The sequence below is a fragment of the Faecalibacterium prausnitzii genome, from assembly GCF_003287405.1.
Classification (GTDB): Bacteria; Bacillota; Clostridia; order Oscillospirales; family Ruminococcaceae; genus Faecalibacterium; species Faecalibacterium intestinale.
Genome location: NZ_PRLD01000013.1, coordinates 21,450 through 43,311 on the forward strand (window position 1 = coordinate 21,450; position 21,862 = coordinate 43,311).

Consider the following 21,862-nt stretch of genomic DNA (forward strand, 5'->3'; position numbering starts at 1 on the left):
GCAGGGACAGAACTCCAACGTTGGCACGGTGTTTTTACGGTGGGCTTCAGCGTGATGATGGTGCTGGATGTGGCACTGGGGTGATGGTTGAGGAATTCCGAAAGCGAAATCTACTTCAAAATCTCCGAAAATGCCGAAACTTCTTGACAGAGACAGCAGCAGGGCGTATTATTTTGGCAGAGAGACCGCTGAAAAGCGGCTTTTTATAGGATTGAAAGTTAGCGCTATCTAACTTGTGACACAAGAATTGCCGGTCTGTCACTCGGAGCAGTGGGCGCATCTGGTAAAAAGCATTGCATTGTGAATGGTAAACAGAAAGAGGGTAGGGCTATGTCCTTTTTTGAAAACACCCGCAAGCCCGTAGGTCTTGGTGGGAAGATCATGGTTGCTATGATGAACTTTGGGCACAGCGCAATGGCAGCGTGGGGATTGCATTTTTTGCAGCCTGCCCCGGATGCTATGGTGCTGGACTGCGGCTGCGGCGGTGGGGCGAACATCAAAACGATGTTGAAACTTTGTCCCAACGGCAAGGTGCAGGGTATCGACTACTCAGCCGTCAGCGTGGAAAAAGCGCGAAAAGTCAATGCCAGTGCCATTGCGGCAGGGCGGTGTGCTGTGCAGCAGGCAAGTGTGGCAGAGTTACCGTTTGAAGCGGAGCAGTTTGATGTGGTGACCGCCTTTGAAACGGTCTATTTCTGGCCGGAACTTGTGCAGAATTTCAGAGAGGTCTATCGGGTGCTGAAGCCCGGCGGAACCTTTTTCATCTGTAACGAAGCAAACGGCGAAACAACAAAAGACGACAAATGGACGAAAATCATTAACGGTATGACCATCTATACGGATGCTGATCTGAAAGTGTATCTGGAGCAAGCAGGCTTTGGCAGGGTTCAGAACCACAAAAATAAAAAGGGCTGGCTGTGCATCACAGCACAGAAATGAGGTGCGATCATGAATGTGAGTAAAGAGAAGAAAGCAATCGTCGCGGGTATGGTCGGTTGCTTGCTCTATGTGATTGGCGACTTTTTGTTTTCGGCGACCGGGAAAAGCCAAAGCACAGAATCCATTGGGCTGATGGTCAAGGTAGCCTATCTCGATATGGCGACATGGCGCATGGTGCTCAGCATTATCTGCGGCGTGCTGGGAACAGCACTTTATTACATCGGCTTTCACCAGATGTGGAAACTCCTGAAGCGGCATCTCTCCCAACCGAAACAGCGGAAGTGGGTCAAGATGTTTCAGGCTGCATATCTCACCGGTACGGTCTGCTGGGGTTATGTCCACGCCATGTTTATGAATGTGGCACTGATCTTTAAGTTTACCTTTGTGCAATACGACGATATGCGGGCGGCGGCTGAAATTGCCAACAAGGTGTTTTACTGCAATGCCGCGCCGCTGCTGGCATCGTATATTCTCTGCGATGTGCTGCTTTCCATCGTGATGCTCGTGCTGATCTGGAAGCGAATGCTCCCATTGAAAAGCACAGGACAGCGGATACTGGCGTCCCTCTGCAATCCTATCGCCTTTGCCGGGATCGTGGGCAATCTGTTCACGCTTCTGCCGTGGCCGCTTAATCAGATCGACCACGGAACGGAATCCACCGGGCACCTGCTGGTTCTGGCGCTTGGACTGGTTCTCCTGCGAGAAATGACAAAAAGCGGAGAGTTAAAAGAGGTGGAGGTCAGACGATGAAGGAGACTTATCTTTCCCGTGACTTCCGGGAGACTGCGGCACAGCGCTTTCCCACGCAGGCAAAGCAGCTGAACGCCGCTTTTGATGCACGCCTGAGTGCGCTGCTGGCTGAAAATGCAGGTGCAAGCAAGGAAAAGCAGTACCACCTCAAGCGGCAGATCTTACCGGGCATTGCGGCCTACGAGACCTTACAGCGGGTCATGCCGAAAGAGGAAGCACTGCAAACCGTTCACGGCTATGTGGAGCGCTTGGCGAGAACGAGCCACAAACAGCTTGCCGCCCTGCTGCACATACCGGGGCTTTACCGCCTTGTTCCCGGTGTTTTCGTCAAATCCACCCGGAGCGTTTTCGGCCCGGCGGCGGGCTTTGACCCAAAAGAGCTGCAGACCGGCAACGGCATCTGGCGTGTGGATATGATGAAGTGTCCCTATCACGACACCTGTGCAGAATACGACTGCCCGGAGCTGTGCCGCTGCTTTTGCGACAGTGATGACATCAGCTATACCGGCCTGCATCCGAAGCTGATCTGGGAGAGAAGCATGACGCTGGGGCGCGGCAATGACCGCTGTGATTTTTGCATGAAGGTTCGATAATAGCGGGGAGATATATTGGCATGGAGCACTTTCTGGCAGACGGCGAGACAGTGGCAGATGCGCAGCAGAATCAGGAAAGTGAAATACAATGAAAGTTACAACATTAGACGAGAAATCCATCCGTGATATCGGCCATGCCTTCGGCTATTATGACTATGGAGAGGAAACAGGAATGTCCGCTGCCTTTTCCGGGAAAGAAGCCACGGCAAACTATATCTGCGCTTATGTGCGCGGGGTGCTGCGGGGCGGCTTTCTGCACACCACCAGCGAGCGGGGCGAGGGCTATATCGCCTACAAGCTGCCGAAGGAGAAGATGGGGCTCAAGACCATGTGGCCCATTGCCTGCGGAATGCTGCACAACTCTACTCTGAAGCGCCTTCTACGGTTTGGAATCGCCATCAAGCGGGGCGGCGCTTCCCTGCAAGACCGCATGGACAGGGAAAAGAAGCCTTATATTTTCGTTGGCCTTGTCTGTGTGCGGGAGAAATATCAGGGGCAGGGTTATATGCGCAAGGTGCTGAACTTTGCATTTGCCGAGGGCGACCGGCTGGGCGTGCCGGTGATTCTGGAAACGGATGCCAAAAGTAAGTGCGACAAATATGTGCATCTGGGCATGGAACTTGCCGGGATGCACGATCTTGGTGCATTTGGCAAGCTGTATGATTTGATCAGGTACCCGGAGCCGACCAAAGCAAACGGGACAGTGTGAGGAAAGGACGGCGGCGCAATAAAGAAAAAACAAAACGGTTCATCCGCTGGTGCATACGGTAAAACCAAAGGGAGTTCTGCCCGGACCTTCGTCCGTGACAGAACGCCCTTTTTTCGCTTTATAGAAAAACCATAAGTCATCTGCCACGCTCAGCGGAGCAAAAACCACACGCCCAGCAGAATCGCAAGGAAAATCAGATTGGACAGGGTGAACAGCCCGAAATACTGTCTCTTCCCCTGTGGCAGCTCCCGTGCGATCTGCCGGTAGGAAATAAGACTGGCCATGGATGCAATCAGAGTGCCAAGACCTCCCAGATTGGTGCCGATAATGAGGGCTTGTGTCTCTGCCGTGAACCCGGACAGCAGCAGGGCAGCGGGAACATTGCTGGTGACCTGCGAAGCAAGAACCGCTACCAGAACTTCCCGACCGGTCAAAAACTCCTGCAGCCAGCCGGAGAAAGCGGGAATGCGGCCAAGATTGCCAATGAAGATGAAAAAAGCTACAAAGGTCAGAAGCAGGGAATAGTCCACCGTCCGCAAGGTGCGTGGGTCAGCAAAAAGGGCGCAGACGAGCACAGCGGCAAAGGCAATGCCATAGGGCAGCACCCGGATCACGGACAGCAGGCAAACGGCAAACAACACCAGATACAGCAAGATGATTTTCTGATCTCCCTGAGATGCAGAGGAAGAAACAAGCTCGTCCACGGAGAGGGCGGCAGAGGTTTTCCAGCAGACCATTGCTGCCCAAGCCAGCAGCAGGAGCAGAGAGACCAGGGTGTAGGGCAGCATAAGAAGCACAAAGCCTCCGATGCTCATGCCGCTTTTTCCGTAAAGATAGAGGTTCTGCGGGTTGCCGATGGGAGTCAGCATACTGCCAAGGTTTGCCGCAACGGTCTGCATACAGACCACCGGGATCAGAAGAGCGCGGCGGACATCTGCTCCCAGACGGTTCAAGACCACGAATGTAAAGGGAACGAAGGTCAGCAGGGAAACATCGTTGGTGATGAACATACTTCCGAAAAAGCACAGCCCGACCAATACCATCGTCAGCTGAAAGGTGCTGTGAGTGCGGGACAGCAATGTGCGTCCCAGCCCATCAAAAAAGCCTTGCCGCCGCAGCCCGGCCATGACCGTCATCAGGGAAAACAAAATCGCCAGTGTGCGCAGGTCGATGTAGCCGATATACTGCACATCCGGCGGAACAAAGAAGGCGGAGACAACGGCCAGAACAGCGGCTGCGGTGAGAACCGTTTCCTGCTGGAGAAATTGTTTGAGTTTCATAGAGACACATCCTTATAGTTGCAAAGGCAGTCCTGATGCGGTGCCGGACGGCCTTTTTGGTATTTCAGAACAGCAGCTTTTGCAATTCATTTTTGCAGCACCATCCTACTCCATTAGCGGGGCATCGTCAAGAGAAAACAGAAAAAACGCGATTTGAGCAAGAAAAAACGGATGGCTCCGCAGAACCATCCGCTAAAATTGGTATACTTAGTCTTTCCGATACTTATACGCACCCTCAATGGCGTCAATTTCCGTGGGAATACAGAAGTTTACGTCCTGATACATGGAAGAGTAGCCTTTTAAGCAAGGATCCCGGTGGACTGCAAAAACAGCACCAGCATCATCACCGGGGTAACATAGCGGATCATCACCCGGTAGAGCTTCTTGCGGCGGAAGGTCTCGCCGCCCCGCTGCATCTCGTCAATGACATAATCCGGCGTCATGACCCAGCCGATCAGGATGGTGGACAGCAGGGCAATGAAAGGCATCATGACGCTGTTGCTGACGTAGTCCATGATATCCAGCAGCTGAGCCGCAGAGCCGTTGGGCAGCTGTACCTCAAAATAGAAAATGCTGTAACCCAGCGCAATGATGGCGGAAGCGGCCAGATAAATGACCGCCAGCACAAGCACCGTCTTTTTGCGGCCCGAGTGGAAGATCTCCATGCAGTTGGCGGTGATGGATTCCAGCACCGAGATGCAGGAGGTCAGGGTGGCAAAAATAGCGGTGACGAAGAACAGGATGCCCACGAAAGTACCGGCCTTGCCCATGGCGGCAAACACCTTGGGCAGAGAGACGAACATCAGGCTGGGGCCTGCGCTCATGCCCTCGGTGCCGGAGAACACATACACGGCGGGGATGATCATAGCACCGGCCAGCAGAGCCACGCCGGTATCAAAAATCTCGATCTGATTCACCGCCTTGTTCAGGTCTACGTCCGGTTTGACGTAGGAACCGTAGGTGATCATAATACCCATGGACACGCTGAGAGAGAAGAACAGCTGGCTCATGGCGTCCAGCAAAATCTGCAAAAAGCGGCTGACGGTCAGCCCTTCCATATGCGGGGTCAGGTAGTAGCGCAGACCTTCCAGACCGGTGCGCATCTGCCCGGAGGCGTCCTCGTGGCGCAGGGTGAGGGCGTAGCCCGCGATCACGACCACCAGCACCAGCAAAATGGGCATCATATAGCGGGACACCCGCTCAATGCCGCCCTCCACGCCGTTGTACACGATGAAAGCCGTCACGCCCATGAACAGCAGAGCGAACACCACGGGCGACACCGGCGAGGTGATAAAGCTGGTGAAATAGCCGTCCTCGGCAGCGGCAGCAGACTGCCCGGTGAGGTAGACCACCGCATATTTCGTGATCCACCCGCCGATGACGGCGTAGTAGGTCATGATCAGAACCGGCACCAGAAAGGTGAGGATGCCGAGAAATTTCCACTTGGGGCGCATGGTCTCGTAGGCGCGGATGGCACTCTGCTTGGTGCGGCGTCCGATGGCGATATCCGAGGTGAGCAGGGTGAAGCCAAAGGTCAGCACCAGCACCAGATACACCAGCAAAAACAAACCGCCGCCATCCTTTGCGGCAAGGTACGGAAACCGCCACAGGTTGCCGACACCCACCGCACTTCCGGCGGCAGCAAGGACAAATCCGATTTGTCCGGAGAAATTGCTTGCTTTCTTTTCCATGATTCTCAAACTCCTATCCTAACTGCAATCCAGCATTTTGATTCGTTGGCAACAACGGCTGGATTGCGTGTCGCAAAAGATGCTGCTTGGAGCAGGCATCTTGTTTATCTTGCGACGAACTATTGTAATATAGGATAACATGAAGTATCATATCAGTAAACACAATAAAATTACTACGACCTATAAATTTTACTTATGGAGCATTTGCGATGCGGGAACAGAAAGACCGATACGAGATATTTTTGAAGGTATGCGAAACGGGCAGTTTTTCCAAAGCAGCGGAGGCACTGAACTATACCCAATCCGGCATCAGCCAGATGATGGCGGGGCTGGAAGAAGAACTGGGGGTGCAGCTGTTCGCCCGCATCAACCGGGGCGTGACCCTGACCGATAACGGAACACGTCTTTTGCCCTACATCCGGGAACTGGCAAACCAGAAGACCCGGCTGCGGCAGGCGGCGTTCAACATCAACCACAAGGTGGAGGGCAAACTGCGGGTGGGCAGCATTTCCAGCATCACCACCCTTTGGATGCCGGAAGTCGTGCACTATTTCAAGGAGCATTACCCGAAGGTGAAGATCGAAATTCTGGACGGCAACTATGATGAGATCCGGGAATGGATCATCCGTGGACAGGTGGACTGCGGTTTTCTCTCGTCCATTGTGGCAGACGACCTGAAATTCTACCCGCTCTGGGATGACCCGCTGTGTGCTGTGTTCCCGGAGGGGCATCCGCTGGCTGCACAGCCCAGTGTGACCCTGCCGCAGCTGTTTCAGACTCCGCTTATCATCGAAACCCCCGGCTGCGACAACGATATCCAGCACCTGATGCTCAAGTGCCCGGTGAAGCCGAATATTGCATACAGCTTCCGGGACGATACCCTCATCATGGCCTTCGTGCGCAGCGGGCTGGGCGTGACCATCTCGCAGGAGCTGGTGATGCAGGCATTCGGCTGCCCCGGTGTGGTGTCCCGCCCGCTGGAGCCTGCCTGCTGCCGGACGCTGGGGCTGGCGTTTTCCAAGACGGCAAGCTCGGTGGTGAGCCAGACGCTGCTGGAATATCTGAGATCCACCCGGCAGCGAAAGGATACACCGCAGATAAAATAAGAACGAAAAGCGTGATATACTGAGTGGGAAAACTAGGAATTGCGGGAGAGAACACGATATGAATTTAAAATATAAGAGAGCAACGCTTGAAGATATCGATATATTGACAAAAACGAGAATAGAGGTGTTAAGAGCGGCTAATAAACTTTCTGCTGATACGGATATGAGCGAAGTTGAAAGACGATCCTATAATTATTATCAAAAAGCGCTTTGTGACGGCTCTCATATTGCATATTTGGTTTTTGACGGAAATCGTTTTGTAGGGGCTGGTGGTGTTAGTTTTTTTCAAGTAATGCCGACTTACCACAATCCAAATGGAAACAAGGCTTATATCATGAATATGTATACTGATCCTGAATATCGAAGACTGGGAATTGCTTATAAAACATTAGATATGCTGATTAGAGATACTAAAAGCAAGGGTATTACAGCTATTTCATTAGAAGCAACTGAGATGGGACGACCATTGTATGAAAAGTATGGATTTGTAAAAATGAATGATGAAATGGAATTGCCAGAGTGATAACTTCGCGTTTGTAGAGCGAAGCGGAACATGAATGCCCCAGTGGAAGGCAATTACTCTGCGTTCTCCGGTTTCTGTTCCGCAGGCTTTATGGTCTTGACCCGCAGGGTGAAGTACAACAAATGGCAGACCCACACCACGGCAATGCAGACCCTGCCGATGGGCGCATTTTTCATGCAAAGAAAGCCGATGGCCATAACAGCGGTGACCATTGCGATGATCTTGCATTTTGTTCCGGCGGTCATGGCTTTTTTCTGAACGAAGCTGTCCAGATGTTTTTTATATAAGTTCGTACCTACGAACCAATCGTGCAGTTTTTGGGAGCTTTTCGCAAAGCAGAGCAGGGTTGCCATGTAGAAGGGGACGGTGGGCAGAATGGGGAGCACGATCCCTACGGTGCCCAGAACCATGCAAAGAAAGCCCAGTACGATCCAGAATGCTTTTAAGAGTTTTTTCATCATCTTCTCCTGTTGATTTTTTGTGTTGCTGAACGGCAGTGCAAAGCGAGCGTCTCCGTCACAGTTTCAAAACGAAGATCTTAAATGTTAGTGATAACTAACTTCCTGTCTTATGAAAAACCGCCCGTTGGCGACTTTTCTGGGGAGATAATACGATATTCTGGAAACTTTGTCAAGATATACTTTGCGGAGCGCTGCGCCTGTTACCCGTATATTTTCCCTACGATCTTTCCGCGCGCAGCAGCGGGCAGAAGCTTGCACAGCAGGCTCAGGAATTTATACTGTGCACCGGCAACATAAACGACGGCGGGTTTCTTTTTCTCCACAATGCCGGCAATGTACCGTCCGATGTCTGCCGGGTCCATGCCGTTTTGCTCGTCGTGCTCCATCTGACTGACGCTCCGGGAGATGCGTCCGCCATATTCATCATCGCCGAGAATACTTTTCTGGCGTGCTTTTGTAAATCCGGTGCAGATGTCTCCCAACTCTACAACGGTAACATGGATGCCATAGGGCTTGACTTCGTTTGCCAGAGCGTAAGAGTAAGAAGAAACGGCAGCTTTGCTTGCAGAGTAGAAGGTCTGGAATGGAATGTGCGCTACGGCGGCAACAGAGCTGATGTTCACAATATGCCCCTTCCCCTGACGGCGCAGGAAGGGGAGAACTGCTTTATAACAGATAGCTTTCCATAAGCGGGCGACCTGAAAAAGGCTGCTCGCTTTTTTATCGTCATCGCAGTATTTTTGAGGGAACGGCTTTTTGCCGGTAAGGGATAAACGCGTGTCGTAAAAATAAGTGCTCTTTACGAAAAAATTCTTGAAACGCTTTTGTTATAATGTTACTATATAATGGTAATGGTATATATTCAAAAAAGCTGCTGACAGCAGAACGAGAATGATATTGCAAGCACTTTCCTGAAATCGGTGAAGTGAAAATAAAGCCGGAATGAGACCGTCTGGGGCGGAGAAAGATTGGATAAAATGAAAAACTCTGGAATGAGCGAAACCATGCAGACCTTGATGCGGAAAAGCGCCTGTGTGATGCTGAGCCTGCTGCTGTTGCTGTCAGCCGTGCTCCCTGTGAAAGCTGCCGCAGAGACTGCCCCTGCAAAGGTCGTCAGTGTCGGCTCGTTTGAGGATACTTTCAACTATGTCAACGAGAAAGGCGCAAGAAAAGGCTACGGCTACGAATTGCTGGAGACCTTATCCGGCTATACGGGCTGGCAGTTCGAGTATGTGACCTGCGACTGGTCAGACTGCTTTGAAAAGCTCGAAAACGGCGAGATCGACATCATGGGCGATATTTCCTATACGGAGGACCGCGCCGGGGAGATGCTGTTTTCAGACGAGCCGATGGGAGTGGAAAAATATTACCTCTACGCCGATCTCTCACGCGCAGACATCTCCGCCTCCGATTTCAAAACGCTGAACGGCAAAAAAATCGGCGTTCTGATGGGAACGGAACCGGAAGTGATGCTGACCGAATGGGAAGAAAAATACGGCCTGAAAACGGAACACGTCAACGTCTCCAACAACGAGGATGTAAAGCAAAAACTGGCAAACCACGAGATCGACTGCTTTGTTTCGCTGGAAGAATCCTTCTGGGCAGAGCGTGGCATCTCGACCATAACCCGTGTGGGAGAATCCGGCATCTACTATGCGATCAACAAAAACCGGCCTGATCTCAAGGAAGAACTGGACAGTGCGATGCGCGCGGTGGAGGACGAGGCTCCTTTTTATACGGCAGATCTGTACAAAAGATATTTCTCAATGGATTATACGCCCATCCTTACGGGGGAGGAAAAGGCGTGGCTCACAGAGCATGGCGCGATCAGGATGGGCTTTCTGACGAGCGACAGCGGCGTCAGCACCTTTGACCCTGCCACCGGGAAGCTTACCGGGGCAATCACGGATTATATTCTGTTTGCAGCAGATTGTCTGGGCAATCAGGAACTGGAATTCCATCTGGTCGGCTATGACAGCAAGGAAGCAGAACTGGATGCGCTGAAATCGGGCGAGATCGACATGATCTTCCATTGCGACCAGAACCCCAATCTGGCGGAAGAGTATCACATTGCCCGTACCAACACAACGTGGACCTTCAACCTGATGGCGGTCACGAACAAACAGTACTTTAACGAAAACAATGTAAACCGCATTGCCGTTCCCCAAAACAAACTCTCCCTGAAAAAGTACCTTGCGTTTTATTATCCGCAGTGGGAGATCGTGGACTGCGATACACAGGAGGATGCCGCAAAGCTGGTCAAAGACGGACAGGCGGATTGCTTTGTTACCGGGATCAGCAGTGAGAATAAATACAGCAAGAAATACAGCTTTTACAGCGTTCCGCTGGTAAACCCTGTAAGATCCTGCTTTGCGGTCAATAGCGGAAACCGCAGCCTGTTGTCCATCCTGAACAAAACGATCAAGGCAATGCCTGTTAATATGCTTGCCGGCGCGCTTGCGATGTATAAGAGCTCCGCGCGGAAGGTTACCCTGAGCGATTTTATAAAGGATAACTTCTTTATGGTTATGCTGATCAGCAGCATTGCTGTTGCAGTTGTTCTGCTCACGATTTTGATGCTGCTCCAGAAGGCGCGTAAAGCCGAAGCTGCTGCAAGGAAAGCCGCAAACGATACGCAGGAACTGAATGCAAAACTGCAGGTCGCTGTGGAAAAAGCAGAGAGCGCGAACCGCGCCAAATCCACCTTCCTGTTCAATATGTCCCATGATATCCGCACCCCCATGAACGCCATTATCGGCTATGCAGACCTTGCCTCCCGGCATCTGGACGACCCTGCAAAGCTGGAAAAATACATGGAGAATATTCAGGTATGCGGACAGAACCTGCTGATGCTGCTGAACAATGTGCTGGATCTTGCCCGCATTGAAAACGACAAAACGGAGATCGAATATTCTGTTTCGGATATCGAAAAAGATTTCCGCAACTGCATTGCGATATTCCAGAATCAGGCAGACAGCAAGGGGCAGACGCTTATGGTGACGACACAGCTGCTGTATCCGTATGTCTATGCGGATATCCCGCACCTGACCGAGGTGTGCACGAACCTTGTCAGCAACGCGGTCAAATACACCGGTGCCTGCGGCACGATCTGCTGTGATATCACGCAGAAGCCCGGCGAAAAAGAGGGCTGGTGCAATACGGTGATCACGGTTGCCGATAACGGCATCGGAATGTCGCAGGAGTTCCAGAAGCATATCTTTGAGCCCTTTGAACGAGAGCGCACCTCCACCGTCAGCAAGGTGGAGGGCAGCGGCATCGGAATGGGCATCGTGAAAAAGCTGGTCGGGTTGATGAGCGGCACCGTGGAAGTGGAGAGCAAGATCGGTGTGGGCTCCACATTTACTGTCACCATTCCCAGCCGCATTGCCTCGCAGGAGGAAACACAGGCGAAACGAGAGACCACTCCTTCGGACGAAAAGAGCCTGTGCGGTGTAAAGATCCTGCTGACCGAGGACAACGACCTGAATGCAGAGATCGCCACCGAACTGCTGCAGGAAGAGGGCTGCACGGTAGACCGCGCAAAAGATGGCGTGGAATGCGTGGATATGCTGGAAAAGGCTGCGAACGGAACTTACCGGCTGATCCTTATGGATATCCAGATGCCGGTGATGAACGGCTACGATGCGGCAAAAAAGATACGGCAGATGGACGGCCCCCAAAAGGCAGACATCCCCATCATCGCTATGACTGCAAATGCCTTCTCCGAAGATAAACAGGCGGCGCTGGATGCCGGGATGAACGACCATGTTGCAAAGCCGATCAATATAAACATCCTTGTGCCGACCATCCAGAAATATCTTTGATGCGGACAGAAAGCTTTGCATAAGGATGCTTGCAGACCGCAATACACTCGCTAAACGAATACCGCCGAGGATGCTTCCCGTTTTGGGAGACATCCTCGGCGGTCTTTTGTATATTTCCGCATTCTCGCTGGTCTATCTCAAAAAGGCCTACGACCACTGTCTGGAGCTGGGCATCACACGCAAGGAACTGAGCAACGTGATCAAATCCAGCCTTATTTTTTCCGTTGTGCCCAGCCTTTCCATCGTGGTGGGCCTGTTCGTGCTCATTGCGGTGCTGGGCAGCGTGTGGGCTTGGTGGCGGCTGTCGGTCATCGGCTCGCTCTCGTATGAAACCATGATCTCCAGCTCCATTGCGCAGGTGCTGGGCTACGCATCCTCTGCAGAAATGCTGGAAAGCGCCACCGGACGGCAGTTTGGCGTGGTGATGATCCTGATGAGCGTGGGTATGCTGAGCGGCTTTCTGATCCTGCTGCCCTTTGGCAAAAAGCTGTGCAAAAGCGTGGACCGCTCTGCAGCCGAAAGCGGCGGCAGCACTTGGAAAAACGTGCTGTCCGGTGTGTTTATGCTGGTGATGTTCTCGGTGTACATCCCCATCCTGCTGTTCACCGATAATGTGCAGGCTGCCGTTATGATCACCGGTCTTGTGATCGCCATTGGTGTGGGTGTGCTGGCAAAGCGCCCGGGTCTTGCATGGCTCAATAACTTTGTGATGGCATTTTCCATGCTGGGCGGCCTTGTCTCGTCGCTGGCATGGGTACGGATCTTCGGTTAAGGAGGGAAACGGACATGAGTAAAGCAAAGACTGAAACCAAAATGGACTCCTTCCAGAGCTGGGCGCACCGCTGGGGACGCGTGGGCACCCTGATCGTCCTTATTTACATGGTGGCGCTGCCCTTTGTGGTGCTGGCTGCCTATGACAGCATCCCGTCTCTGGGCGAGGTGTTCAACGTGAACACCTTCTCCATCCTGCTCATCTACATCCCGGTGGGCTTTTCAGAAGCACTGAGCTACACCCCCATTCTGGGCTGCTCGGCGTATCTGGCGTTCATCACCGGCAACATCATGAACCTGAAGCTTCCGGTGGCGGCAAACGCCATGAACCTGACCAAAAAGCAGCCCAACACCCCGGAGGGTGAGGCCATTGCTTCGGTGGCTGTTGCGGTCTCTTCCCTGATGACCGTTGCCATCCTGACGCTGGCAGCGGTGTGTGCCTCCTTCATCAGCCCGGTGTTCGAGCTGCCCGCCGTCAAAACTGCTTCCGGCTACCTGCTGCCGGCTTTGTTCGGCTCCATGGCGCTGGGTCTGTTCGCCAGCTCGTCCAGCGGCAGCAAGGTGGTCAAAGGCGGCATCAAGGGCGTGCTGCCGGTGCTGATCATCATGACGGTGCTCTCCCTCGCCGCACGCCTTGCAGGCTACGGCTCCGTGCTGGGCGGGCTTGTGGGCATCTTTATCATCGTGATGCTGCCCATCGGCATCCTGACCTCCTATGTGCTGTGGAAAAAGGGCAAGATCCAAGTGGTGGACAAGGAGCAAAAGGAAAAATAAGCTAAAAAGTCTCCTGACGAAAAAAGTCGGCGGATGACTATACTTTAACAAACGAACGGACTTCTGCGCGTGTTTGGACGCCTGCAGAAGTCCGTTTTGCGTGCAGAGACTTTTCTGCGGGGAAAAAGCATGGTATACTGAAGGCAGTGAACCGGAACGGATCAATGAAAGACGAGGACTGTAAAATGAACATCGAAGAACGGGCGGCACAGGCTGCCGCATGGAAAGCAGCCGGACAGTGCAACTGCGCACAGGCAGTGCTGAAAGCATTCGAGGACAAGCTGCCGGTGGACACCGACACCCTGATGAAGCTGGGCGCAGGCTATGCCGCCGGTATGGGCTGCATGGAAAGCACCTGCGGCGCATTGATCGGCGCAGTGATGGTGGCAGGCGTCGTCACCAACGGCAAGGGCACGCCCCGTATCTCCAAGGAATTGCTGCAAAGCTTTCAGGAAAAGTGCGGCGCTACCATTTGTAAAGACCTGAAGGGTGTGGAGACCGGCGCACCGCTCTGCCCCTGCCCGGAGTGCGTCCGTAACGCCGTGCTGGCACTGGGCGAGGTGCTGGGAGAGTAAAATGAAGAAGGTGCTGTTTGTCTGCCACGGCAATATCTGCCGCAGCCCTATGGCAGAATTTGTGATGAAGGATTTAGTGGAAAAGGCCGGGCTTTCCGCGCAGTTTGAAATCGCTTCGGCGGCCACAAGCACCGAGGAGATCGGCAACCCGGTCTATCCACCTGCCCGGCGCAAGCTGGCAGAGCACGGCATCTCCTGTGCAGGCAAGACCGCCCGGCAGATGACCCGGCGGGACTATGAGACCTACGACTATCTCATTGCCATGGATCACAACAACCTGCGGAACATGGAGCGGTTTGTGGGCAGCGACCCGGAGCACAAGGTGTCATTGCTGATGGACCACACCTGCCGCCCCGGCGACGTGGCAGACCCGTGGTACACCGGAGACTTTGAAGCCACATGGCAGGATGTGCTGGAAGGCTGCACCGCCTTGCTGGAAGAGCTGCGATAAAAGAAAGTACTTTCAGAAAGATCGCCTTAAAGAAAAAACAGCGCCCCGGAGAGTTTTTTTATCGCTCTCCGGGGCGCTGTTTTATTGCGGTGTTTCTTTTGTGCGCAGACGCCGGCAGGCGTCCTCTTTCACAAGCTCAATGACCACCGCCGTCAGGGGGATAAAGAAGATGATGCCGATGATGCCAAAGAGCTCTCCGCCGATCATGGCGGCAACAAGGGTGTAAAGCGGGGAAAGCCCTACGGACTTTCCCACCACACGGGGATAGATGAACTGGTTTTCAATAAACTGTACGGCAAGATACACGATAAGGCAGCGCACGGCCAGCACAGGGTCAACCAGCAGCACAAGGAACACGCTGACTACGCAGGAGATCAGTGCACCCACATAGGGGATGATGGCGCAGATGGCGGTTAGCACCCCCACCAGACTGCCGTAGGGAATCCTGAAAATGGAAAACGCGAGAGCCATCAGAACGCCAAGGATCACCGCTTCGCTGCATTGTCCTGTCAGAAAGCTTGCGAAGGATTGACGGAACAGCCGGCAGAATTTCAGGACTCCGGCGGCGTGGTCGGGCTTCAGGTAGGCACACACCAGTGTGCGGGCGTGATGGCCAAGGCTCTCCGTCCCAAGGGACATATAGATGGAGATGATCAGCGCAAACGAGGCAGTCACCACGATATTCACCGTGGCGGATACTGCCCCTACTGCATTGACCAGCACAGTGTCGATGCCTGCGGTGATCTTGTGCAGCAGCTGTTCCCAGTTGATGCCTTCCAGCCAGCTCATCAGCCAGCCCATGTCGGTATTCTGTGCGCTGAGATAGGCGGTCCAGCGGGGGATGTTGGCTTCGATCTGCACATAAAGGCTGTGGAAGGACTGTACCAGCTCCGGGATCAGCAGGGTCAAAGCCAGCACCAGCACCAGAGCAACACCCAGCAGGGTGATGAAAAAGCTGAGAAGATGGATGGCTTTAGCCGAGGGCTGCTTTTTCGCCTTGCGGAACAGGCTTTTCAGCCGCTTTTCCAGCCCGGTCATGGGCACATTGATGAAAAGCGCCAGAATACCGCCCGCCAGAATGGGCAGCACCAGATCTATGAGCTTTGCGGCAAAGGCCAGAACGGCAGAGAGCCGCAGCAGCGCTACAAAAAGCGTTACCCCTACAACGGTAACAAGCAGATACTGTTTTGTTTTTGGTTCCATGCAAAGATCCTTTCCCGGAGGTTTGTGGCAGCAGGCTGCAAAAAGACCGTCTGCGGACTTTTTATCGTATTTTTTAAAAATAGTGCCTGTCAGAACGGCATACTTGTGAGATGCAGTTTGCGGATGCTGCTTGTGTATTTATAGTATTGTAATCAGAAGAAACAGGCTTGTCAAGACGATGCAAAATGGCTGCGCAGCTTTATGACAGTACCATTCCGCTCTCTTGGGAGGAAAATATAGCTGCGGTACTGTTTTTGACGATATTGCTGCCGGAGCAGCGCGAATTTTTTTAAAGCTCCGCCTCCAAAACTGCGTATTTTGGATATGCAGCTTTGGGGCGTTTGCGTGAAAAAATGCAAACTGCTGCAAAAAGCCGCGGTACCGTAAAAAGGGGAAATAAAAGGACTGAAAAGCAGGCTGCGGAAAGGTACGGGGACTGCTGTGCCTGTGCTGCAGATGCATAAAAATCGGCTTTTTTCGGCAGGGGAACAGCCTGAACGGCGGCGTGGACAAAAGCTCCCCAAAATAAATGATAGGGACAGATTGTACAAAAAGGTGCTTACCGTCAATATCCCGCTGGGGCCGCTGAATTTCCTGCGCACCCTGGTGGACATGATCTAAGGAGGGAGCACAGCTATGGATTTTAATCTGCTTCTTTCCAGCTACGCTGCTGTCTGGTCCAACCCTGAGGTCATCCTTATGACCTTTATCGGAGCTTTGGGCGGCGTTCTGCTGGGCGCGATCCCGGGCATGACCGCCACCATGGGCGTGGCGCTGCTCATTCCGTTCTCTTTTGGTATGGATCTGATCCCGTCCATCGGCCTGCTGCTGGGCATCTACTGCGGCGGTATGTACGGCGGCTCTATCTCTGCCATCCTGATCCATGCCCCCGGCACCCCGGCTGCTGCCGCCACCCTGCTGGACGGTTACCCCATGTGCAAGAAGGGACAGGCCGGCAAGGCTCTGTCCGTTGCAATGTTCGCTTCCTTCTGCGGCGGCGTCATCGGTGCTCTGGTCATGACCTTCCTCTCTCCGCTGGTGGCTGATATGGCCATGAACTTTGGCCCTGGCGAAATGTTCATGCTGGCTGTCTTTGGTCTGTCCGTCATCGTTGCCATCTCCGGCAAATCGGTGGCAAAGGGTCTGATCAGCGCCTTCTTTGGTATGCTGCTGTGCACCGTAGGTCTGGATCCCACCAATGGCATCCCGCGCTTTATCACCACCAAGCAGACCGGCCTGCTGGACGGCTTCCAGTTCATCCCCACGCTGATCGGTCTGTTCGCCGTCTCCGAGGTCATCGCCGGCGTGGAGCGCATCATCCGCGGCGAGGAGCAGGAGCAGAAGTCGAAGGAAAAGATCACCAATGTGCTGCCGGATCTCAAAACCATCCGTCAGATCTGGCCCAACATCCTTTCCGGCGGCCTTATCGGCACCTTCATCGGTGCTATCCCCGGTGCAGGCGGTGATATTGCGGTGTTCGTCTCCTACGGCGCCAGCAAGTCTGCCAGCAAGCACCCGGAGCTGTACGGCACTGGTATCCCCAACGGCGTTGCTGCTACCGAGTCTGCCAACAACGGCTGCTCCGGCGGTGCTATGATCCCGCTGCTGTCTCTGGGCGTTCCCGGCGACTCCGTCACCGCGATCCTGCTGGGTGCCTTTATCATGAAGGGCATCACCCCGGGCCCCATGATGTATGTCACTGAGCTGCCCACCGTTTACCGCGTGTTTGCGGCTCTGATGCTGGCAAACCTCTGTATGCTGGCTGTAGGCTGTCTGGGCGTCCGCTTCTTTGCCAAGATCGTTTCGGTGGAGAAAAAGATGCTGTACCCCATCATTCTGGTCATCTCTCTGCTGGGTGCCTTCTCCATCAACAAAAATGCCTTTGATGTGGGCGTTTGCGTAGCCTTCGGCATCATTGGCTGGCTGATGAATAAGTACGAGTTCCCGCTTTCGCCCATTCTGCTGGCTCTCATTCTGGGACCCATGTGCGAAAAGAACTTCGTCCGCTACATGAACATCCAGCGCGGCAACTTCTTTGCCATCACCACCTCTCCCATCGCCATGGTCTTTGCCGCTGTGGCCATTCTGGTCATCGTGTTCTCGATGTATAATCAGAGCAAGATCAACAAGAAAGCAGCCGCTACTGCACAGGAGAAAGCATAACCTCCTGACAAGCACTGCCGGATAAATAACAAAAGCGCAGCTGTCCTGTTTTTGCAGGGCGGCTGCGTTTTTGTTATACGCTGCGGCTGTAGAAAACAGATGCAGTGCGAACTGCGGCGTACCCATTGAAACCCGTTGGCATTTCAAAAAAGCGCTGATGATCGCCGGTAGGCAGCGGCAACGATTTTGCTTCCGTTGTCTTTATAGCAATTCAAATTTTTAACCTATATGGTAGCAATTCAACTGTTTAATGCGTTGGCAACAATGTGGAATTGCATATCGCCAATATGTTGTTTTAACGTTACAATGTTTTTTGCCCTGCGATAAAACCTCTTGACAACGGGAATATTTTTGATTATAGTAGAACTAACAAACATTAGTTAGCGAAGGGCGGAGAAAAATGGAAGACACCAAACAGCGCATTCTGGAAAAATCTCTGGAACTGTTTTCGACCAAAGGGTATGATTCCGTCAGTGTTGGCGAAATTGCAAAGGCGGTCGGTATCAAGGCACCCTCGCTGTACAATCATTTCCCCAGCAAGCAGGCGATTTTTGATGCCATCGTGGAATCAACGGCTGCCCACTACGAAAAAGATACGGGCAGGATCGACATTCATGTGCAGAATGTAAAGCAGGACTGCCCTACGTTTTCTCATATCCCGGAGCAGGCTCTTGCGGACAAAGTTCGGCAGATCTTTCTGTATTCTTTGCATGATAAGCAGGTCAGTCAGTTCCGCCGGATGATGACGCTGGAGCAGTTCCGCTCCCCGGAGCTTGCAGCACTGTTCTCAGAACGCTATGTGGACCGTATGATTGCTTACCATGCAGGAATTTTCCGCTCCCTGATCGCAGGTGGTGAAATTCGGGACGAGGACCCGGATACATTGGCATGGATGTACGTTTCCCCGGTCATCACCCTGCTCGGCGTCTGCGACCGCCAGCCGGAACGGGAAGCCGAAAGCCTTGCAAAGCTGGATGCCCATGTAAAGCTGTTCTTCCGTACCTTTAACATCGAGGGAGGTGAAAAATAAAGGAATTTTTAAAATTTTTATTGAAGTAGAAAAATGTCACAAATGCTAAAATCAAAGGAGAGCTTTTTGAAACATACAACATTTGCACTGGGACTTGTGGACTGACCGGGAGGTCTGGCAAATACCACAAGTCATTCCTCCCGAAGACGAACAGACACAATTCTTCAGGAGGACGATACCATGAATCGTGAAAATAAACGCAAGACCTTTGAAAAAGGTTACTATAAAACCCACGCCTGCAACGATACCTTTACCTGCAAAGTCTGCGGACGGGTCTGCACCCCGCAAAATGCCGGCAGCGACCACCGCAACCATTGCCCCAACTGCCTGTCCAGCCTTCATGTGGACGAAGAACCCGGCGACCGTGCCTCCGACTGCGGCGGCATCATGGAGCCGGTGGCCGTCTGGGTACGCAAGGGCGGCGAGTGGGCCATCATCCACCGCTGCAAACGCTGCGGAAAGCTCAGCTCCAACCGGGTGGCGGCAGATGATAACCCCATGAAGCTCATGAGCATTGCCATGAAGCCGCTGTGCTCTCCGCCGTTCCCGCTGGACTATATTGAGGAAATGACCGCCTTGATGGGCGGCGATGGACGGATGCGATAAGCCGTAGGAGAAACTACAAGATGGACTATATCAGAGTTACCAAGGAAAACATCGACAAGGAACACATCTGCTGTGCCATGTCCGGCAAACAGAGCCTTGCTAAGAAGGAATGGCTCAAGCAGCGCTTTGAGGATGGACTGGTTTTTTACCGCAGTGCAGAGCGCGGCAAGTGCTTTATCGAGTACATCCCGGCAGAAAACGCATGGGTGCCCATTGAGGCCGATGGCTGGCTTTATATCAACTGCCTGTGGGTCTCCGGCTCCCTGAAGGGTCACGGCTATTCCAGCGAACTGCTGGAAGAATGCCTTCGGGATGCCAAGGCGCAGGGCAAAAACGGCGTTTGCATTCTGTGTGCAGAGGGGCGCAAACGAGAGTTTCTCGCTGACCCCAAGTTTTTGACCCATAAGGGCTTCAAGGTTTCGGACGTCTCCGATTGCGGCATTAACCTCATGTATCTGCCCCTTGCAGAGAGTGCCCAGCCGCCAAGATTCAAAGACTGTGCCAAGCATCCCAAGGTAGAGGAAAACGGCTTTGTCCTCTACTATACAGACCAGTGCCCCTACACCTATTATTGGGTGCCAAAGGTGCAGGAGATTGCAAAGGAACATGGAATCCCGTTCAAAGCCATCCACATCACCGAGAAAGAGACGGCTCAGAATGTTCCTGCACCGGTCACAACATACGCATTGTTCCGGGATGGGAAGTTTGTGACCCAGAGCATCCAGTCAGACAAGAAATTTTTGAAATTAGCAGGCGCAGCGGATTGAAGGATTCAGGAGAAAAAAATGAAATACGATCAAACGCTTATAACCCCAAAAGGACTGGCAGTCCACATCCGAAACGGCGTGGCATCCGATGGAAGCGCCGTGCTTGAAAACTTTAATCTGGCACACGCAGAAACCGATTATCTGCTGAGTTATCCTGATGAAAATCACTTTGACGCTGAACAGGAAAGCCGCTACTTAGAGAAAAAAGAAACCAGCCCGAATGAGATCGAACTGATCGCCTTTGTGGATGGTAAAGTGGCAGGAACTGCCGGGATCGATGCAATTGGACCGCAGTATAAGGTGGCGCATCGTGTTGAATTTGGCATCAGTATCCTGAAAGAGTATTGGGGTCTGGGGATCGGGCGAGCCTTGATGGGAGCCTGTATCCAATGTGCTAAAGCCGCCGGATACGCTCAGTTGGAGCTGGAGGTAGTGGCGGAGAACGCAAGAGCAATCTTCATGTACCAGACGGCAGGATTTGTGGAATATGGCAGAAACCCAAAAGGTTTTCGCTCTCGGAACGCTGGATATCAGGAACTGATCTCCATGCGGCTGGAATTATAAATTTTATCATTGATCAAGACGCCAGACGCAAAGACGCAGTGCAGAACTTGTGAAAACAAGCTGCCCTGCGTCTTTTTGACACCGGAAAGGACTTTCTGTGAATTTTTTGAGATTGATTTTTGGAGAAAAAGAGCAATGGATCGAATTTGAAACTCTGTACTCCACCCCGCGGCTGAAGCGTTTGCGGATCTTTATGGCGGAAAACAAGATTCCCTACAAGGTGCGGGCGGCACTGCTTCCGGTGTCGCTGAATACGCCGATGCCTACCGGAGCAATGGCTCAGTCCTTGTGGTACGTTGCAGTTCGTTCCGGGGATGTCCACCGGGTGCAGCACTATCTTCGCACAGAAAGGGATATCTAAGATGGAGCAGTTATTGGTACGTCTGCTGTTAACGGCTGGCATCCTGCTGCTGATCGCAGGGGTGATTTTTGTCATTCTCCAAGTATGGCTCTATACTGGCCTTCTCTGGGCGGGTGCGTTTGGATGCCTGATGGCAGCTTTGAACTTTCGAAATTTCAAAAACGATGGCGGCTAAAGCACACGGCATCCCCGGTAGACATTCCTACTGGCAGGAACCCTAGCCAGCTGCGGCTGGCCGCCTTTCTTCAAATCCCCTCTAGGTCAGCATAAAAAGCAAAACGCCCTGCCGGGATACGGCAGGACGTTTTGTTTTTATGGACCTAGAGGGATTCGAACCCTTGACCTCTCGGATGCGAACCGAACGCTCTCCCATGCGGACCTTAAAGAAGCCCCCAAAGGACAAAACATTTCTTTTGGAAAATGGCAAAAAACATAGGCGTAATGCGGGTTTTCGGACGAGCATTGCTTTCGAGAAAAAATTGCTATTTTTGCTTCAATGTAAAAAAGTCACACTTCAGGAGCAATGCGTTTCAGATGCGATTTGAATGGGCGACCATCTGAATACTTCTTGCGGATCATGCACCGTATGGGGATGATTCGGATGATATCCCCTGTGCAATAAAATTGACGAGAAACAGTTGGATTTTTTCTGGCTGTTTCTTTTTTATTGCATGAATCGGCGAAAACAGTGCTAACAGCTACGCACCCAACGAAGATGCAA

At 52.7% G+C, this 21,862-nt stretch carries 23 protein-coding genes; 18 read left to right on the forward strand and 5 right to left on the reverse strand.

Annotated elements, in window-relative coordinates; translation table 11 throughout:
- Window positions 1-330: 330 nt before the first annotated feature.
- The 4 genes from C4N24_RS11915 (at window position 331) to C4N24_RS11930 (ending at window position 2,991) form a co-directional block, all read left to right on the forward strand.
- Complete coding sequence (locus C4N24_RS11915; protein ID WP_112091593.1) at window positions 331-939, forward strand: class I SAM-dependent methyltransferase; 609 nt, start codon at window positions 331-333, stop codon at window positions 937-939.
- A gap of 9 nt (window positions 940-948) precedes the next feature.
- Window positions 949-1,689, forward strand: coding sequence for a DUF6796 family protein (locus C4N24_RS11920; RefSeq protein WP_112091594.1), 741 nt, complete (start codon window positions 949-951; stop codon window positions 1,687-1,689).
- Window positions 1,686-2,282 (forward strand): L-2-amino-thiazoline-4-carboxylic acid hydrolase, encoded by a 597-nt coding sequence (locus C4N24_RS11925; protein WP_112091595.1) that lies wholly within the window; start codon window positions 1,686-1,688, stop codon window positions 2,280-2,282. The genes C4N24_RS11920 and C4N24_RS11925 overlap by 4 nt, the downstream gene beginning before the upstream one ends.
- An 88-nt stretch (window positions 2,283-2,370) precedes the next feature.
- A complete protein-coding gene (locus C4N24_RS11930; protein WP_112091596.1) occupies window positions 2,371-2,991 on the forward strand; it encodes a GNAT family N-acetyltransferase in 621 nt (206 codons plus the stop codon).
- 149 nt (window positions 2,992-3,140) lie between these two features.
- Here the strand turns inward: C4N24_RS11930 and C4N24_RS11935 are convergent, their stop codons facing one another.
- Both C4N24_RS11935 and C4N24_RS11940 read right to left on the reverse strand, forming a co-directional pair.
- Window positions 3,141-4,271, reverse strand: coding sequence for an SLC13 family permease (locus tag C4N24_RS11935; protein WP_112091597.1), 1,131 nt, complete (start codon window positions 4,269-4,271; stop codon window positions 3,141-3,143).
- 299 nt (window positions 4,272-4,570) lie between these two features.
- Complete coding sequence (locus C4N24_RS11940; protein ID WP_112091598.1) at window positions 4,571-5,962, reverse strand: sodium-dependent transporter; 1,392 nt, start codon at window positions 5,960-5,962, stop codon at window positions 4,571-4,573.
- 209 nt (window positions 5,963-6,171) lie between these two features.
- Here C4N24_RS11940 and C4N24_RS11945 point away from each other — a divergent pair, with 209 nt between their 5' ends.
- Together C4N24_RS11945 and C4N24_RS11950 are read left to right on the forward strand one after the other, a co-directional pair.
- On the forward strand, window positions 6,172-7,068 hold the full coding sequence (locus C4N24_RS11945; protein WP_112091599.1) for a LysR family transcriptional regulator: 897 nt from the start codon (window positions 6,172-6,174) through the stop codon (window positions 7,066-7,068).
- Window positions 7,069-7,126: 58 nt separating this feature from the next.
- On the forward strand, window positions 7,127-7,591 hold the full coding sequence (locus tag C4N24_RS11950) for a GNAT family N-acetyltransferase (RefSeq protein WP_112091600.1): 465 nt from the start codon (window positions 7,127-7,129) through the stop codon (window positions 7,589-7,591).
- A 53-nt stretch (window positions 7,592-7,644) separates the two neighbouring features.
- On the opposite strand, the gene C4N24_RS11955 is transcribed toward C4N24_RS11950, so the two are convergent.
- Together C4N24_RS11955 and C4N24_RS11960 are read right to left on the reverse strand one after the other, a co-directional pair.
- On the reverse strand, window positions 7,645-8,052 hold the full coding sequence (locus tag C4N24_RS11955; RefSeq protein ID WP_347475229.1) for a YbaN family protein: 408 nt from the start codon (window positions 8,050-8,052) through the stop codon (window positions 7,645-7,647).
- 200 nt (window positions 8,053-8,252) lie between these two features.
- A complete protein-coding gene (locus tag C4N24_RS11960; protein ID WP_242983269.1) occupies window positions 8,253-8,729 on the reverse strand; it encodes an SDR family NAD(P)-dependent oxidoreductase in 477 nt (158 codons plus the stop codon).
- A 300-nt stretch (window positions 8,730-9,029) separates the two neighbouring features.
- Between C4N24_RS11960 and C4N24_RS11965 the strand changes: the two genes are divergently transcribed.
- The 5 genes from C4N24_RS11965 to C4N24_RS11985 all read left to right on the forward strand — a co-directional run bounded on the left by C4N24_RS11965 (window position 9,030) and on the right by C4N24_RS11985 (window position 14,447).
- Entirely contained in the window at window positions 9,030-11,876 is a 2,847-nt protein-coding gene (locus tag C4N24_RS11965) for a hybrid sensor histidine kinase/response regulator (RefSeq protein ID WP_112091602.1), read from the forward strand.
- Between the two features lie 82 nt (window positions 11,877-11,958).
- On the forward strand, window positions 11,959-12,648 hold the full coding sequence (locus C4N24_RS11970) for a DUF5058 family protein (protein WP_242983265.1): 690 nt from the start codon (window positions 11,959-11,961) through the stop codon (window positions 12,646-12,648).
- Window positions 12,649-12,662: 14 nt separating this feature from the next.
- Entirely contained in the window at window positions 12,663-13,421 is a 759-nt protein-coding gene (locus tag C4N24_RS11975; RefSeq protein WP_112091604.1) for a hypothetical protein, read from the forward strand.
- Window positions 13,422-13,606: 185 nt separating this feature from the next.
- Window positions 13,607-13,996 carry a C-GCAxxG-C-C family protein gene (locus C4N24_RS11980; RefSeq protein WP_112091605.1) on the forward strand — a complete coding sequence of 130 codons (390 nt, stop codon included), beginning with the start codon at window positions 13,607-13,609 and terminating at the stop codon, window positions 13,994-13,996.
- Window position 13,997: 1 nt separating this feature from the next.
- Window positions 13,998-14,447 carry a low molecular weight protein-tyrosine-phosphatase gene (locus tag C4N24_RS11985; protein WP_112091606.1) on the forward strand — a complete coding sequence of 150 codons (450 nt, stop codon included), beginning with the start codon at window positions 13,998-14,000 and terminating at the stop codon, window positions 14,445-14,447.
- Between the two features lie 81 nt (window positions 14,448-14,528).
- On the opposite strand, the gene C4N24_RS11990 is transcribed toward C4N24_RS11985, so the two are convergent.
- Window positions 14,529-15,650 carry an AI-2E family transporter gene (locus C4N24_RS11990; protein WP_112091607.1) on the reverse strand — a complete coding sequence of 374 codons (1,122 nt, stop codon included), beginning with the start codon at window positions 15,648-15,650 and terminating at the stop codon, window positions 14,529-14,531.
- A 636-nt stretch (window positions 15,651-16,286) separates the two neighbouring features.
- Here C4N24_RS11990 and C4N24_RS11995 point away from each other — a divergent pair.
- The 7 genes from C4N24_RS11995 to C4N24_RS12020 all read left to right on the forward strand — a co-directional run bounded on the left by C4N24_RS11995 (window position 16,287) and on the right by C4N24_RS12020 (window position 21,316).
- Window positions 16,287-17,813 (forward strand): tripartite tricarboxylate transporter permease, encoded by a 1,527-nt coding sequence (locus C4N24_RS11995; RefSeq protein WP_112091608.1) that lies wholly within the window; start codon window positions 16,287-16,289, stop codon window positions 17,811-17,813.
- Window positions 17,814-18,213: 400 nt separating this feature from the next.
- Window positions 18,214-18,843, forward strand: coding sequence for a TetR/AcrR family transcriptional regulator (locus C4N24_RS12000; protein ID WP_112091609.1), 630 nt, complete (start codon window positions 18,214-18,216; stop codon window positions 18,841-18,843).
- Window positions 18,844-19,023: 180 nt separating this feature from the next.
- Window positions 19,024-19,449 carry an RNHCP domain-containing protein gene (locus C4N24_RS12005; protein ID WP_015536987.1) on the forward strand — a complete coding sequence of 142 codons (426 nt, stop codon included), beginning with the start codon at window positions 19,024-19,026 and terminating at the stop codon, window positions 19,447-19,449.
- A 20-nt stretch (window positions 19,450-19,469) separates the two neighbouring features.
- On the forward strand, window positions 19,470-20,216 hold the full coding sequence (locus tag C4N24_RS12010; protein ID WP_112091610.1) for an N-acetyltransferase: 747 nt from the start codon (window positions 19,470-19,472) through the stop codon (window positions 20,214-20,216).
- An 18-nt stretch (window positions 20,217-20,234) separates the two neighbouring features.
- Window positions 20,235-20,780 (forward strand): GNAT family N-acetyltransferase, encoded by a 546-nt coding sequence (locus tag C4N24_RS12015; protein WP_112091611.1) that lies wholly within the window; start codon window positions 20,235-20,237, stop codon window positions 20,778-20,780.
- Between the two features lie 97 nt (window positions 20,781-20,877).
- Window positions 20,878-21,141, forward strand: coding sequence for a hypothetical protein (locus C4N24_RS15400; RefSeq protein ID WP_181573090.1), 264 nt, complete (start codon window positions 20,878-20,880; stop codon window positions 21,139-21,141).
- 1 nt (window position 21,142) lies between these two features.
- Window positions 21,143-21,316 (forward strand): hypothetical protein, encoded by a 174-nt coding sequence (locus C4N24_RS12020; protein WP_242983266.1) that lies wholly within the window; start codon window positions 21,143-21,145, stop codon window positions 21,314-21,316.
- Window positions 21,317-21,862: the final 546 nt, after the last annotated feature.